General features: G+C 63.8%; 12 protein-coding genes. 8 read left to right on the top strand and 4 right to left on the bottom strand.

Going from position 1 to position 15,512, the window contains the following annotated elements; all coding sequences use genetic code 11:
* Positions 1 to 205: 205 nt before the first annotated feature.
* On the bottom strand, positions 206 to 1,162 hold the full coding sequence (locus ABD212_RS18630; RefSeq protein ID WP_344097634.1) for a protein kinase domain-containing protein: 957 nt from the start codon (positions 1,160 to 1,162) through the stop codon (positions 206 to 208).
* 152 nt (positions 1,163 to 1,314) lie between these two features.
* Between ABD212_RS18630 and ABD212_RS18625 the strand changes: the two genes are divergently transcribed.
* The 3 genes from ABD212_RS18625 to ABD212_RS18615 all read left to right on the top strand — a co-directional run bounded on the left by ABD212_RS18625 (position 1,315) and on the right by ABD212_RS18615 (position 5,849).
* Positions 1,315 to 1,971, top strand: a complete 657-nt coding sequence (locus ABD212_RS18625; protein WP_344097632.1) for a hypothetical protein — start codon at positions 1,315 to 1,317, stop codon at positions 1,969 to 1,971.
* Positions 1,972 to 2,299: 328 nt separating this feature from the next.
* Positions 2,300 to 4,873, top strand: coding sequence for a DUF4062 domain-containing protein (locus ABD212_RS18620; protein ID WP_344097630.1), 2,574 nt, complete (start codon positions 2,300 to 2,302; stop codon positions 4,871 to 4,873).
* Positions 4,874 to 4,943: 70 nt separating this feature from the next.
* Positions 4,944 to 5,849, top strand: coding sequence for a hypothetical protein (locus tag ABD212_RS18615; protein WP_344097628.1), 906 nt, complete (start codon positions 4,944 to 4,946; stop codon positions 5,847 to 5,849).
* Positions 5,850 to 6,209: 360 nt separating this feature from the next.
* Here the strand turns inward: ABD212_RS18615 and ABD212_RS18610 are convergent, their stop codons facing one another.
* Positions 6,210 to 6,629, bottom strand: a complete 420-nt coding sequence (locus tag ABD212_RS18610; RefSeq protein WP_344097626.1) for a GNAT family N-acetyltransferase — start codon at positions 6,627 to 6,629, stop codon at positions 6,210 to 6,212.
* Positions 6,630 to 7,920: 1,291 nt separating this feature from the next.
* On the bottom strand, positions 7,921 to 8,364 hold the full coding sequence (locus ABD212_RS18605) for a hypothetical protein (RefSeq protein WP_344097623.1): 444 nt from the start codon (positions 8,362 to 8,364) through the stop codon (positions 7,921 to 7,923).
* Between the two features lie 540 nt (positions 8,365 to 8,904).
* Here ABD212_RS18605 and ABD212_RS18600 point away from each other — a divergent pair.
* The gene (locus tag ABD212_RS18600; RefSeq protein ID WP_344097621.1) at positions 8,905 to 9,264 is read left to right on the top strand and encodes a hypothetical protein; all 360 of its coding nucleotides are present in this window, start codon (positions 8,905 to 8,907) and stop codon (positions 9,262 to 9,264) included.
* 962 nt (positions 9,265 to 10,226) lie between these two features.
* Here the strand turns inward: ABD212_RS18600 and ABD212_RS18595 are convergent.
* Positions 10,227 to 10,439: a DNA-binding protein gene (locus ABD212_RS18595; RefSeq protein ID WP_344097617.1), complete on the bottom strand. Its 213-nt coding sequence runs from the start codon at positions 10,437 to 10,439 to the stop codon at positions 10,227 to 10,229.
* Between the two features lie 93 nt (positions 10,440 to 10,532).
* On the opposite strand from ABD212_RS18595, the gene ABD212_RS18590 reads away from it, so the two are divergent.
* The 4 genes from ABD212_RS18590 (at position 10,533) to ABD212_RS18575 (ending at position 15,431) form a co-directional block, all read left to right on the top strand.
* The gene (locus ABD212_RS18590) at positions 10,533 to 11,144 is read left to right on the top strand and encodes a hypothetical protein (protein WP_344097615.1); all 612 of its coding nucleotides are present in this window, start codon (positions 10,533 to 10,535) and stop codon (positions 11,142 to 11,144) included.
* 226 nt (positions 11,145 to 11,370) lie between these two features.
* Positions 11,371 to 12,291 carry a restriction endonuclease gene (locus tag ABD212_RS18585; protein WP_344097612.1) on the top strand — a complete coding sequence of 307 codons (921 nt, stop codon included), beginning with the start codon at positions 11,371 to 11,373 and terminating at the stop codon, positions 12,289 to 12,291.
* 116 nt (positions 12,292 to 12,407) lie between these two features.
* Positions 12,408 to 14,012 carry an N-6 DNA methylase gene (locus ABD212_RS18580; RefSeq protein WP_344097610.1) on the top strand — a complete coding sequence of 535 codons (1,605 nt, stop codon included), beginning with the start codon at positions 12,408 to 12,410 and terminating at the stop codon, positions 14,010 to 14,012.
* Between the two features lie 18 nt (positions 14,013 to 14,030).
* Positions 14,031 to 15,431: a hypothetical protein gene (locus ABD212_RS18575; protein ID WP_344097608.1), complete on the top strand. Its 1,401-nt coding sequence runs from the start codon at positions 14,031 to 14,033 to the stop codon at positions 15,429 to 15,431.
* Positions 15,432 to 15,512 lie beyond the last annotated feature (81 nt).

The following is a 15,512-nucleotide window of genomic DNA, read 5'->3' as shown; positions in this document are numbered from 1 at the left end:
GGAAGGATGTCCACTCAACCTCAGACGCAGTTCATCCGCACTACATCTTCCTGTCGATGCTCATCATCCGCAACGTGGGAACGACGACATGCGGCAATCGACGCCGCGTCCGTCGCATCCGCGACCGCTGTCGGGTCCTTCAGCGGCCGGGTGCCGGCATGGTGTCGTGACCTGGAGAGTCGTCTGCTCAGGACCGACGCCTCGATCACGCGTCCACAAACGGTGGAACGGGCCGAAGCTTCATTCCGACCGTTGTAGGCCATGGTCGTGAGCGCCTTTTAGCGGTTTCGGACTCGGACCTCGCGCGGAACTCGGCGATAGGGCGGTCTTCGACGCCTCTCGCGTCGAGCCATGCCGTGATCGGAGTGGTCAGGTCGATCAAGGCGGTCGAGTATTGGTCGGCGACATACTTGAGGCGCTGCGCGGTATCCGGACCCGAGAGTTGGTCTAGTTCGCCATCCAGTTGCATCAGCGCCTCAGCCGCGCCGATTCGAACATCTTCAACATACGTCACGTACTCAGGGCGAACGATTCCGGGGATGTCGAGCCGAGGAAGGTAGTTCTCGAGCTCCGGCAGAAGCTGGTGAACGAAGGAGTGGACCAGCCGGGCATGTCGGCGTAGCGAATGCTCGTGCCCGGCAAGCAAGCTGGTGCCGAAGTCAATCACGGTCGCGTGGAACCACCGCACGAGCACGTTTCCACCGTGAAGGTCGCCGTGATAGATCCCCTCGCGCTCCGCCGTGTCAAGGGCACGGTAGACGTCACGACACGTGCTGAGCCGATCCAGCAGTGACAACTCATCAATCACCTCTCGAAGAGGTGGGTCGTCGACGAACTCCATAACCACATATGGCCACCCAGACGGGAGGAAATCGGCCGAGTAGACGCTAGCGATGTGTTCATGTTTGATCCGAGCCACCTTTGCCGCCTCGGCGAGTGCTTGCTCAGAACGGGCGTCCCCGTCGTGCGGGGCGCGATCCTTTCGTGGCGGCCAGATCTTTACCGCGACGGGCCGATCGAGCCGAATGTCCCGTCCAGCGAATACGAAGCCGTTCGCACCTGTTCCGACCAGTCGTTCCAGGACTATGCCATCGATGTCGATCGAGACCCCATCGACTTGAGCTCGACCACCCGCTACGGCGGCTCCGTCATACCCCTGCACATGCACAGGCTAGTGCGGGCGATTTCGAGCCACCCTCTGCGCCCCGTCAGAGAGGCGAAGCCGCGACGTTGTTGGCTCAGGTGGCCAGTGCGTGGTTCCCGCACGCTAATGGTCCCCTTGCGAAGCACAGCGGATGGGTGGTGAATGGGCGCATGATCGCCGAGGCACGTCGCTCCTTCGCTGACCGGACGAGGTGGTGGCGCCTCGCGCTGGCCGTGGCCGGCGGGGTGTGGGCCGCGGTGACGATGCCCTTAGTCGCGACCGCATTCGGTTCACCGATGTACGTGTGGGTGTTCCACTTCCCTACGTACGTGTGGGCATACCGGTGGGCGGACGACCCCTACATCACGTTCGGCGCGTTCGCGGGCCTCTCGTTCCTCGCCATCGGACTCGCGTTGCTTCCCGACCTGGGTCGCGCCGGGTGGGGTGGGACCGTGATGGCGTGGCTCCTGATCGCTGGCGCACCGGTCTGTGTCCTCAGCTACCTGAGCTCCCCCAGCTCCGCTCCGCTCCATTTCTTGTGGGGCTGGGAGGGCATCCTCCTGTTCCTCGCCTGCGGGTTCGGTGTGGCCGCGGCCGCCACAGCCGGGCCACGGTGGGGCATCGGGCTTCGCACCCTGCTCGGCTTCACATTCCTTATTGTCGTGGTCGGCACCATAGCGCTGAGCTATTGGCCGCACGCGAGCCTCGTCGTCCTTGCTGCGGAGGCCGTCGCCATCATCATCGCAGCGCCACGAGATCCCGCATTCCAGGATGAGCCCGCGTTTGCTGGTGGTACACCGGTTCCGACGGACGGCAGCCCCCTGTAGTGCAGTGTTCGAGGTGCTCGGCCAGCGGTCCTTCACTGACGTTGGTTCGCCGGATTGTTACGATGGTCTCGCAGGGGCCCGCTCTTCGGCGAACGCCTATGGAAGCGCGGCGCGGTGTTCCGTCCCGGATCGATGGGTGTGGCTGCCGCAGCTCGCTACCCGGCGGCGTGGATCCATTGCGGCGGCACTATGCGGATCTTGTTACCCGCGCCACCTCCTACGAGTCTCGGGCCAAAAGGTGCACACCGCTCCTACGGGGGGATAGGACGGAGGCCCGGGTGAAGTCCTGGGCTTGCTGGCCGACGAGGCGGCGCAGGAGACTATGAACATGGGCCGCGTTGCCGGCGTCATTAGGACTCCGGATCAACGCCTCCGAGTCTTCGTCAGCTCGACGCTGAAGGAACTGGCGCCCGAACGGCGTGCGGTACGGGCAGCGATCGAGCGACTGGCGATGGCCCCGGTGATGTTCGAGCTCGGGGCGCGCCCGCATCCGCCCCGGGAGTTGTATCGGGCGTACCTCGAGCAGAGCGACATCTTCGTCGGGATCTACTGGGAGCAATATGGGTGGATCGCTCCCGGTGAGGGGGTGTCGGGTCTCGAAGACGAATGGAACCTGGCCCCGGGTATTCCGAAACTGATCTACCTGAAGGCAGGCGAGCACCGAGACGAACGCCTAGACGGCTTGCTCGCCCGCATCCGCGATGACGATCACGCGTCGTATGTCGCCTTCACTGATGCGGCGGAGCTCACCGGCCTCGTCACGGCTGACCTCGCTACGTTGCTAGCCGAACGCTTCGACGCCGCCAACCTTCGGCGGCCGGCTCTCGCCGCACCCGAGGTGGATGTCGCATCGACCCAGCTCATCGGCTTGCCGTCGCCGCGAACGACCTTGCGGGGCCGAGAACAGGATTTGGCCCGGCTCACTCGTCTCCTGACCGAGGGAGAACGGCTCGTCACAGTCACCGGTCCTGGTGGGATCGGTAAGAGCCGTTTAGCGGTAGCCGCTGCGCGCGCAGCCGAGACGTCATTTCCTGACGGAATTGCGTTCGTCGACCTGACTCGCGTGGGAGAGGCCGGTCGCGCGATGGGCGCCGTGGCGAACGCCCTGGGAATTCGCGACGCTGGCCATTCGCTGGATGAGGCGGTTCGAGTCTCGCTCCGTGAGCGCCGCATGCTCGTACTACTTGACAACGTCGAGCATGTCGTCGATGCCGCCCCCGAGCTCTGCGCCGCCCTGATTGATGATTCAGCTGCCTCGCTTCTGGCCACGAGTCGGATTCCCTTGCGAGTGGACGGCGAGGCCATCATGGAGCTTGGTCCGCTCCAGCCGGCGGCCGCGGAGCAGGTCTTCGTCGAGCGCGCCCAGGCCGCGAAACCCGACTTCCAACGGACAGACGCAAACGCCGAGGCTCTCACCGCGATCGTCGCCGCCCTCGACGGCGTCCCGTTGGCACTGGAACTTGCCGCCGCCCGCCTGAGAGTCATGACTCCAGGTGCGCTTGTCGAACGGCTCGACCATGCACTCCCGTTGCTGGCGGACGGCGGTCGCGACCTCCCCGAACGACAACGAACGATCCGAGCGACGATCGAATGGAGTATCCGTCTGCTCAACGACGACGCACGACGACTGCTGCTGCGACTCGGCGTCTTCCCGACGGGGTTCGCCCTCGAGGCTGCGGTCTGGATGGCGCAGGGTGACGAGACGACTGCGCTCGACGCCGTCAGCGCACTGGTAGAGGGCAGCCTCATCCGAGAACGAGATCACGGACAGCGCACGTGGTACACGATGCCTGTTCCGATCCGCGAGTACGTTCGCCAGCAACTGGAGGGCCGAGGCGAACTCGAGGAAGCCCGGGACCTTCATGCTCGGTTTTACGTTCAACTCGCCGGTCGAGCCGGCCGAGCACTGGTGACGCCCGAACAGCGACTCTGGATGCCCAGGCTCGTTGACGAGCGCGATGAACTACGAGCCGCCATTGATTATCTCCTTCAGTCGCATCGACTGGACGACGCGGCGGAGCTCCTCTGGCCGCTGCTCTGGTTCTGGTTCATGGGAGGGCAACTAATCGAGGCCAGCGTGTGGGGCACGACGCTGCTCGCAGCGGAAGGGTCTTTATCCCCACGCTCAAGCGCGATCGCCACCTTCTACGGCCATGCGCTTGCATCATGGCAATCGTTCGAACCCGTTCGGGTGCTCCGGCCTCTAGCGCGGGCGGTCAAGACATTCCGGCGTGAGGGCGACCGGTTCGGACAAGCCCTGGTCCTCATCACGCTTGCTACGGCCCGGCTGACGAAGCGTTTTCCCGACTACATCGGTGCCGTTCGCGATGCACGGAAGTCCTACGCTCTGATGGAGCAGATAGGCGACCCATTCGGGCAGAACATCGCCGGGACGACGCTCGGGTTCCTCGCCCTCCTTCGCCGCGACTTTGCCGGAGCACGCCGACGGTTCGAGGAAGTCATAGTTCGTTGCCGCGAGATTGACGACCGGCTTTTTGAAGGCATTGCCCATTACCACCTGGGCTGGATAGATGTGCAGACCGGCAACCTCGGGCAGGCGAAGTATCGGTTTGGCGAGCAACTGCGCGTCTCCACGGACATCGGGGCGGAGGAGGGCCTCGCGTTCTCCCTCGAGGGCTTCTTCGCCATTGCAGCCCAGGAAGACGATGCGGAAAGGGCAGGACGCTTCTTCGGCGCGGCGGAGGTGTTGCGCGAACGCAAGGCGTTGTTCTGGAACCGGCGCTTCGCTTTCCATACGAAGACCCTCCAAGAGATCCGAGGGGGTTCGGACGCAGCCCTGTTCGAAGTAGGGCGGTTAGACGGCCGGAATGCCGATCTCGACGACGTCGTCGCGCTCGCGTTCAGCATGGTGCGCGGCACACAGCTTGCCGCGCTCACCTGAACGCCTTCCTGCACGAACTACCGTCCGTCAGCGCGCATGACCGGGGCCGGTACTGCTGAGTTCCCCTGGCGTGGACCGGCTCAGCCCCCTTGCCGTCTGGCGCGAGTTCCGGGTTGGGTCCATGATTCTTGTGAATAGGAGCGGATCAGTGGGGGTTGGTTCAGACCGCGGGTTCAACCCGTATAGCGCCGTTACACTCCTGGTGACCGCGGTCTTGTTCACCGTGACGTTCGTGGTGTGCCGACAAGTCTTCAGACTTGACGCGGAAATAACGGGCCTGATCACTTCACTCGTGACGCTCGCCTCTCCTGTCATCGCCTACCAGCTCCATGCGAGGCGCCAGCCACGGACGCAGGAGATCGAATCCTTGCGCAGAGCAAGCATCGACCGTCCGATCGCACTCGTCACGGCAATTCTGGTCGGATCGCTCCTCCTCGCGGAGCAGCTGCTGGGTCTTGGGGTGGGTGTGGTGGTCACCACCACAGTGGGCGTCGCCATGGATGACTTCTACCGCTATTTCCACCGCGCGCTCGGACCGCTGAAAACTGGCCTCGCCGATGTGGGCGCGCAGCTCGGCGGCGGGGGGTACTCAGGGCTCTCCGTCGTGGTGGCGAATGCGGTGGTGCCCTACCTGATGCTCGTCGTCACCTTCTTTGCGGCGCGGCGGGCGGGTTTGTACTTCCGGGCGCGACCCGAACTCTGGGTCGCGATCGGCGTCGTGGGATACATCGTCCTTTCCACCGTCCTCACGATCGCGCTTGGATACAGCCTGAGTCTGAATTTCCCCGCGATCATCTTCTACGCCGCGGTGCTACCGATCGCGGTTCTCGGGGCTTGGCTCTCGCGGGCGACCCGCGTCAGCTTCCTCGCGTCTCGCCTCTTTCGCCTACTGCCTAGCGAAGATCGCCTCGCGGTGCTCGAACTTCTCGGTGAATCCGTCCTCCACACGGAGGGTCGGACCACGAATCGACGGTAGCTGAGTGTGGGCAGTGGCATCCTCACGGCGTCGTGATGGTCGCGGCGAACGCGTGCGGATATGCCACCACGGCGGCTGGTGGCGGCGCTGCGGAAGTCGGCGGCGCTCAACTTCCTCGACGATGGTGACCGCGGCGATGCACAGCAAGTAGTGACGACGCGAGTCAATGTCAACTCCGCGCACGGGAACCAGCGGTCGGACACGCGCCGGCGTAGGGACTGCTTCCTGACAGATAGGCCGGACGTTGAGCGGTCGGCAATCGGGCGGTCCGGGCGCTTGGTCAGTGGTTCTTTGTGAGCGACTTCGCCATGTGGAAGTTCGTCAGCTCGACACCCTCGATCACGGGGTGCTGTTCGGCGATCACCAGCCGAAGCGTTCAAAGAACGGTCGCGCGGTGATGCTTACATTGGCCGTGAGCCGACCAACGCCGAGATCGCGAGCCTGTCGTTCCAACTCCATGAGGAGCGTTCGGGCCACGCCTCGGCGTGCGTGCTTGGGCGACACGAACATCATGTCGATGTATCCGGTTTCGCTGACGTCCGAGAAGCCGGCGATTTCGGTGCCGATCACAGCGACGAACGTGCTCAGCTTGGTCCTGGCCGTGTCCCAGTCGGATGGAGTGCGTCGATCGGGCCGCGCCCAGCCACGGATCTGCTCGGGCGAATAGTCCGCTGCCGCGGTCTTCGTGATCGCTGCGAGGAAGATCTCCAACGTCAATGGTGCGTCTTCGCTGCGATAGCGACGGACCTCCGGGATCACGGGGTCAGCGGCTTGGCTCATCGTTCGATTATGACGGCGCCCACGGCGGGAAAGATGTCCTGCGCGCTTGCCATTTGCAGACAGCCAGGGCCGACCACAGATGCAACCGGCACCGCCCACGCCCTTGCGCAAGCACGGTCGAACTCCCGGACTGCTTCCGCTGGACGCAACCGGGCGACGCACCGCACGAATGGCGGTCCCTCAGCGACACAGTTCGAGCGCGTTGAGGATCGGCGTGCGGACTGTTGCAGACGTGATCCGGTGCAGCGGTGTAGCGGTAGTGCCGGCGCGTCTGGTGGAATGCGGTTGAATCCGCGGGCCAAGTGGGCAGCGATGCCGCGCGGAACCGAGGAAGGCCGAGTGATGGACGAGGTGCTGTCTTGGCTGTTGCAGAGCGAGGAGCCTTCCGTCCGGTGGAGGGTGCGCACCGGCGTTCTGGGCGAGGCGGACGACACGCGATCGGTACGTGCGTTGCGGGACGAGGTTCGCCGGTCGCCGCGGGTGCGCGCGATCGTCAAGGGGGCAGAGGGCATGCGCCCCTACGCGAAGTGGAAGGGTCCTCATTGGGCTAAAGTTGCTGTCCTGCTGGCGGCTCTTTATAGGTCAGCCACTCCCACGTAGGCAACAGTTGGCGTGGACGGGTCGGCATTCGTTATCGAGCACAGCGCGGGAAACGTGATGTCAGTGTTCGTCGTCCACGTCACGGTGTCTGGTACATAGGTGAGCCATTCGAAGGTCGCGGTGTTCCCATCATCGGTAAGACGCGGGGCATGCTCGGATGCACCCGTCAGGGTGGCGCCGTCGTACTCAGCTTAAACTGCCGGAATGCATACGGCCGCAATCTGCTCGGACGTGTACCCGAGCGTCAGCACGGGGGCCGACTCGGTTGGCGCGGGTGCGAGCGTCGGAGTCGGAGTCGGAGTCGAGTTTGGCGACGGAGTCGGTGGAGTGGCACTGGCAGAGGCAGTCGGGGTTGGCGGCAGCGCAGCCGTTGACGGTGTCGCACAGCCCGCAATCGTTACGGCCAAGGCGAGCAGCGGAAGCACGGCGAAGGTTCTGCGCATCGCGCTACTCTACGGCGGCCTGGAGGGGCAGTACCTGTGGATAGAGCGCGCGTACGCCGGTCGATCAGCGAAATCCGTCATTGCTGTATATGAGGACTTCGCTGCAACAGCCCCTCGGCCATGGCGCTCTGCACGACCGGCTTGCGGGCGGCTACCAACCGCTCACGTACGGCGTGTGTATTAGGCCAGCCGTTCGAGGCGCTCCCGCAGCTCGTTGGCCATTTGCGTCGGGTTTCCGGACCGAATCGCTACAAGAGCCCCTGAGCCTTGGCATCCATGCACACGGGTGACTGCAGGTACTGGTCGTAGCAAACAGTCTGTAGGTAGATCGGTAGGTCGGCATCGGGGATCGACGTCACACCGAACACCGCGGGTGAGCCTTGAATCCCCGCAATCCATTCGGCGGCTGTCGAGCACGCGACGAGCGACTCGAACACCTCGTCGTTATTGACCGCATCAGGAGCAACGGCCGCGGCCGCCGCGATCGCTTGCTCGCAAGTGAGGTCGGTGGTGGGAAGCGCCGATTCTTGAGTCGGTCCAGGATTCGATTCGCTGCTCGGCGTCGAGTTGGAATCACCCGACGTCGATGAAAGCGATGTCGGCTCGCCTGACGCCTCGGCGCCCGCTTCGGGGCTACAGCCAGTGATCGTCAACATCGCCAGCAGAATGGCCGCCAGCACGCGCTTGTGCATGCCCATGAACCTACTGCACGAGATCGATCAGCCGAAGCAGCGGAGACAGTTCATACGCCAAGGTCTCAGTAACTGTGTCGATCACTGCTCATCCGCTGAGCCCCTGATCCGAGCCGAGCCGACTGGCGCCAATCCGATCCCCTCTGAGCGACTGTTTTCCGGGGAGGTGCGTAGATCCCGCTCGATGAATTGCCCGCTGGCGGTGCGCTGCACGTTCGCGTTAGCGACACGACTTTGGCGCCGAGATTCGGAAAGCTCGACGCAACCGGCCCCCGAAATCCACGCGTCGCGCGATTCGGGGGATGGGGACCTAGACCGGTTCCACCGAGCAAGCATCGCGACGACCACGACCCAGGACGCACGACGATACTCAAGACTGAGACCAAGGCGATGACCAAGGGCCCGAGACGAAATCTAAGGGACCGAGATGAACACAAGACCAAGAGAAGAGACAACCAATACAAGCAACGCACGCAGGCACTTTCTGTGGACCCCTCGCGATCCCTTGCAATGTCTGGGATCTGGTGTAAACCAGGTTGCATGGTCCACGGCAGGAATCTGAAGGAGAATGCACGTCGCCGTGCAGAGTATCTCCGTCAGCGTGAGGCGAACGTCAAGGCCGCGGCAGCCGCGAAGGAACGAGCGGCCGAGGTCGTTCGCCTGCAGCATGAGCCGGGAGGACGTCGCGAGCTCGAGCGGGTGTGGGGGAGCGAGCAAGAGGCGCTGCGGCGACTGCGCGACATTTCGAAGCAACTCGACAAGCTGCATCGCGCGGAGCGCGTCCTCCTCGATGAGCGGGATCGATTGGTCGACGTCTTGCGCGGGAGGGATGTGTCGTGGGCGATGCTGTCGACGTGGTCGGGGCTCAGCCGTCAAGCTCTCAGCAAGCGCATCTCATAGCGTCCTCGACAGTTCGGACTCGGTCGACCAAGAAGCGGGATGATCCTCATGCTGGCGTCGACCGGGTAGCGAGGGCGATCGACGCCAACAATGGCGAAGACTCACCCCGACGGCGAGAGTGGAGCGGTCGGGGTCGACTCCGTTCCCTCCGCTCGCTCTTTGCAGACTCCGCTCTCCGCTGCGCTTCGAGCTCCGCTTAGCAACCACTCGCTACGGGCACTCCGCCGGCCCCGACCGCTTGGTCGGCCGATTGTCGGTGCGAGGGCGAAGACCGAGCCAGTTCAGGACGGCCGTAACAGGCAGATGCCGCAGGTTCCGTCCGAGGAGATCCTGTGCCCGTCGACTGTGCAGTCCCAGCCGTCGCCCCAGATCGGATGCTGCCGGTCCTCGAACGCGGCGCGTGCTCGAGCGCACGCTTTGCACGTTGGCGATGGTCCGCCCGGATGCCGCTGGCACGACGTTCCATCACGGTCACGCGGTGCGTCACGCGTGACGTGCGCCGATGGATCGCCACCGCGGCGGCTGTCGTCACGCGTGACGTGACGTGTGACGACACGCGCCCGCTCGTTAACGGGAGTGTCTTCCGGCGACGGCTCCCCCGAGGAATTCGTCGACTGCTGCCGCGCACGATATGCGCGCTGCCGATCTCGTGCGTTCCGTCGATGACGCGCCAGCTGGCCCGCGGCGACTTGGTGAAGGTCGGTAGTCCAGCCGAGCAGTTGGTAGCCGTCGACCTGTCGCTCCCAGAGTCCCGCCTGCCAAGCTGCTGAAAAGCGCCGATGTCGTCGCCGTCGGGGTGCAGCATCCGTGTGTAGAGAGTAGGGATCAGTCCATCTGCGCCGTGGATGCCGCTCCACATGAGTGCACTCGTGAGGATGCGCCACGAGCGATCGCTCAAGGCATCGAAGCGGGGGACTCCCAGCCACTCGGCCGGGAGGCGGGCGTCGCCCATACGAGGGGAGTTAGGGCTCCACGCCGAACACGCGGAGCAAGGCGGCGCGGGGGATCATCCGTCGGGGGCCGAGCTGGACAGTCGGGATGGTCCCGCTGTCGATGCCCAGCTTGATCGTGCGGTAGTCCACTCCCACCAGATTCGCGGCATCCTCGTCAACGCGAGCGAGTGCGGCGTCTTGTTCATCGTTTCGTCTCCTTCCGTGCGCAGTACGTGTCAGCACTTGAGCAGAGGCTACTCCTAACGAGCAATTCGCGACATGGATTCGGCACGTCATGTATTGCCCCGCGATGACCCGCATGAGAGACTCGCCGACATGGCGGAGCTTGACATTGAGATAGTCAACCGGGAGCGAATCGACGTGGGCGATGGCATCACCATTCCGAAGGCGTGGGATGCCGTCGTCACTGGCGAGCCCGGCATCCCCGGAACCGTCCGCGTGAAGGTGGTGCACGACCCCGTGCTCAAGAGGGCCGCTGCGGCTTCCGTCCACATCGATCGAGACGGCGAAGGCGAGGAGATCACGACGCCCGCGATGCGCGAGGTGCGCGTCCAATGGGCAGTCCAGTCGTCGGCGGTGAGGCTGGTGAAGATCGCACGCGGATGCGCCGAGCCTACATTCCTGACGGCGTACCTCGACGGCGTGCATGCGCGCACCGACCGCACATTCGACGACACGGTTCGAGAGGCTGTCGTGCTGTACCGGATCGCTGCCACGGTCAACCTGGCGCCGCTCAAGTTCGTTTCCGATGAGCTCGGCGTAAGCGTGAGCACCGCAACTCGCATGATGGCTCGAGCACGCGGGGCTGGCCTAGCCGTGGACCTGATAACCCGCGAGACGTACAACCGGCTCCGCGCAGAAGACGAACGGATATCGCGGCCCATTCAGATGCCCGGCGGGCCGCAGGGGCCGTCGATCGGGCTCTGAGGCCGTCGATTGGGCTGGCCTGCCATTTCGCGGGTCGCTGACACGGCCGCCTCGATCGGACGCGCCACCGTCGGTGACTGCGTGCACCGTTGCGAATGTCGGCCTGCGCTCGCGCCTGAGTGGCTCGGCGCCGTGCGCTGCGCCACCGTCGAAGAAGGAGCGGGCTCCGATAAGGTCGCAGGCAGCGGTCGCAGCGTCGCGATCGGGAAGTGAGGGAGAGAGCAGGGTGAGTACAGCGGACATCCCTCGATATACCGATCTCGTGTTGCCAGCCCTACGTGGGGTAGCGATGCTCGGAGGTTCGGCAAAGGCCCGCGAGATCATCGACTACGTCGTTGGTATCTGGCCCGATGCGGACGACTTGGTCGGGATCGAGTACCCGAACCGCGCCAAGTCGATCTTCATTGACCGAGCTGAATGGGGACGCTCCACCGCGAAGATGATTGGCGCCCTCGAGCAGCCCGCGCGTGGCGTCTACCTGATCACGCCGCTGGGCAGGTCGTTGGTCGACCAGGACGAAATCACAGCTCAAGCAGAGATCGAGAGGCTCAACTCTGAGTATCGCCGGCTTGCGCGTCAGACATCGGAGAGAACGCTGAATTCGACCTCCGAATCGCGGTGGACCGTGGAGACGGACGACGTGCCTAACGTCGCGGTGGCCGACGAACAGGACGAGTCCCAAGCCGGAACCGAGTGGCAACTAGCACTGCTCCAGCGACTGCATGCTCTCCCACCCGCCGGCTTCGAGGAGTTTGTGCTGTATCTCCTTCGCTCATTCGGACTCGAGCTTCGAAGGGTCGGCGGTTCCGGCGACGAAGGTATCGACGGGATCGGCACCGCTCCCATCAGCCCGGTGCTCTCGTCTCGCGTGGCCGTTCAAGTCAAGCGGTATAACCCTGACGGCAAGCCAGTCGGCCGGGAGGTCGTTGCTCTGTTCCAGCGCGACGCACAGACCAAGGGAGCGGAACGCGCGATCCTCGTCACTCTCGGTCGGTTCACCGAACCCGCGCGACTTGCCGCGATCTCGTCGACGCCGACAGTCGACTTGATCGATGGCTCGCGACTAGCCGAGTTGGTCCTGTCCGCCGAGACAGGCATCAAGCTGGCACCAGTTGTCGATACACACTGGTTCGACAGGTTCGACTGAGTGCTCGTCCTCCCGCCCGCTTGGCGTGGTGGAGGGAAATGTCCCAGCCAACCGTCAAGATGGTTTCGGGCCTTCCAACCGGGTAGGGCATCCAACCGCTATCAAAGGAACCGCTCATGAGCCTTGCTCTCGCGAAACCGCTTGAGAGCAATCGCCTGCGCTCCGCGATACCTGTGAGCAGTTCTTCAGTCTCAGCCCGCCGCGTAAGCAGCGCGATTCAGTCGTTGCTCGCCCCGAGCCTGACAACTACACGCCAGAACTGGTTGGGCGCGGTCGCAAGGCTCACGAGCGAGAGTCGGCCAGATCTGCGCGGACAACTGGTGGAGTTCCTCGACGCGGGACCGCTCGATCTTGGGAATCCTCTTGGCGGGATGAGTATCGGCGAGATTGGTGTGGTCTACGAGGCCCTTGTGGCGCTTTCAAACCACCGGGACCGCCGCCAAAAGGGTCAGTACTTCACCCCGGATGACGTGGCGTCCTTCATGGCCAGGCAGGTGCAGGCATTCGGCGACGGGCATTGGCTCGACCCCTGCTGTGGTGTGGGGAATCTCGCATGGCATCTGGCCGACGCAATGTCCGACCCCGCCGAGTTCGTCTCCGCGCAGCTAACCCTGATTGACATGGATCCGGTTGCGCTCCGCACAGCCATTGCTCTCCTCGTGGCAAGCTTCGCCGCGGACGGCGATGACGAATGTCTCCCGCGGCTTGCCGCACGAAGCCGGGCGCGCGACTTTCTGGACTCCGCTGCGCTACCCCGCCACGACTTCGTCATCGTCAACCCGCCATACGCGGCAACGGCCCCCAACGCGCGTTTCAGGACTGCTGCGGCGCGCGAGCTCTATGCCTACTTCCTAGAGCGAATCTCGCTCGAGTCAAAGGGATTCATTGCGGTCACGCCTGCGTCCCACCTGAGCGCCGCAAAGTACGACTCCTTGCGTGTCATCCTCGAGGAGCGCTCTGGCGGCGAGGTGTTCGTTTTCGATAATGTCCCGGATACTTGCTTTCGCGGCTTCAAGTACGGATCAACAAACACATCCAAGACGAACTTCGTCCGCGCCGCAATCACGGTCTCTTCCCCTTCGCATACGAGCTGGCGGCTGACACCGATCCTCAGGTGGGCAGCGCGCTCCCGCCTGCGCATGTGGTCGAGTGCGCACCGATTCCTCGTCGATCTCCGCAATGGCCCGAATGGCGAGTGGGCGAAGGTCATGCCCGGGACTGAGGCAGTGTGGGACGCTCTACGGTCGAACGGCCAGACCTTGAGTGATCTTGTCCACCGCGAGCGAACGCAGTTCGCGCTTCACGTCGCTTCGACCCCGCGCTATTACATCTCGGCTTCCAAGCGCGATCTGAATCGCGGATCCAAACATGTTCTGTACTTTCGGACACGCGAGGAGATGAACCGAGCGTACGTGCTCCTCAACAGTTCCCTCCCCTACTGGTGGTGGCGGTGCGTTGATGGAGGCATCACACTCCCCATCCGCACTTTGCTTTCGCTCCCCCTCCCAGCCGTGCTCAGCGCCACGCCATCTCTAGTGACTGCACTTGAAGAGTCCGAGGGGCGCGATCTCGTCAAGAAGCTCAATGCTGGACGCCAGAACGAAAACATCCGTCGTCCACGCGAGTTAGTCGAGTCAATCGATGACGAGCTGCTCAGGGGTGTCCGCTTCGATTTCTCTGAGGTGTTCGCAGCTGACATGTTCGAGGAGGTGTCTCGCTAGCACTCCGCTACGCTTTCAATGCCGCATCCGCCGTATGATCTGGACTTCCTCCCCGCGGGCACTCTCTCGGAAGCGCTGTATCGAATTAGTGCGCTGACGGGCGCCACGCTGGAGCACACGAGGGGCGAGAAGAGAGCCCTACTGGCCCTTCGAGATGCGCTCGAGATCGACATTCCTGCGGTGACGACGAACGCGCACCTTGGCGCCGCGCTCGCCGAGGTGCTCGGGATCGAGTGGGTCCCGGGAGACTTCGTCGACAAGACCATGCTGACGCTTGAGGGCGTGAATGCGCTGCTGTACGGTGCGGCGATCGCGTACCAGGAAGGGTCGCTCAAGGCGATCACCGCTGCATCAAGCACTGGACTGGCCGGTTCAGTGTGGGAAGACTTCCAACCCGCTGTCTCAAAGATCGAAGCGGTGACTCGGATTTCGTCGCTGACAGATTCGGGACCGGAGTGGCTCGGACCCGGCAGCAAGGAGCACAAGAGCGTCCTCTCGAATCTCGCGGCGAAACTTCTGCCGCATCTCGACCAGAGAGGTCTTAGCAAGACACAGCTCGGAGGCGCGATTGCGGGAGAACTGGAGGTGCCCTGGGGAGACGAGTACATCTCAACCGGCGAGACGATACGACTAACGGGTCTGAACGTAATTCTTGCGGGTGCTGAGCGTCGCCTCGGCAAACTTGGCAATGAGTACGCGGCAGGGCTGAGTCCGCAAGGGGAAGGGGCTGCGCTCGTCGACGCGCTCTGGCAGAAGCTCCACCGCCCCAACGACGGGCCGTGGGACGGCCGGGCCGCGACGGAATGGCTTCGGAACGAGGGGACTCGTCAAGAGAACCAAATGGAGTGGCCGGGCTTCTTCTTCGAGTTTCGGGGGCGGGAGATCCTCAATCGTGCGTTCCGACCAAACCCATTTCCGCCGCGGGTGAGGTATGGAAACACAATCTTTGACTATTCGCTCAACCATGTGTGGGACCTGAAGTCCCACACCGCGGAGCAGCATCTCCCCCTATCCGGTGCGTGGACGCGACCGAAGGACGCCGATCAGGTCTTGCTAAATGATGTAGACGCCGTACGGGCGTGCGTGGCCGACCAAGGACTTGGATTCTTAATCTTGAGCGGCCGGGGGCTGATGGACGAAGACGGAGTATTCAAGAGCTGGCATGACGGCTTCAAGGGACGAGCGCCAATGCCTAGCCTTAGCGGGAAGTCGCGCGCCAGGAAAGCCGCCTTCGTTCCGCTCACGATCGAGGCGTTCTGGATCGCTAACACACCCGCACTCGACGCCGCGATCCTCGCCGGAGCGCTCAAGCCTGTCGTCCAGGGGCGGCAGCAATCTGGCGCCCGCCGCGCCGACAAGTTCACCATGAAGCTGAGCCCGGCCCGTCGAATCGTCCGCGTCGCTGAGCGAGCCTGGTAATGGCCAGGCTCTGATCGGGCCTCTCCGTCTCCCGTGCCTACAGCAATGCTCGAAGCGCCGACCGCATCGCCTGTATGCCCT

It is taken from the genome of Microbacterium deminutum, from assembly GCF_039530205.1.
Classification (GTDB): Bacteria; Actinomycetota; Actinomycetes; order Actinomycetales; family Microbacteriaceae; genus Microbacterium; species Microbacterium deminutum.
Note: the sequence above shows the minus strand (reverse complement) of the source record. Positions and strands in the feature narration are given on the sequence as shown.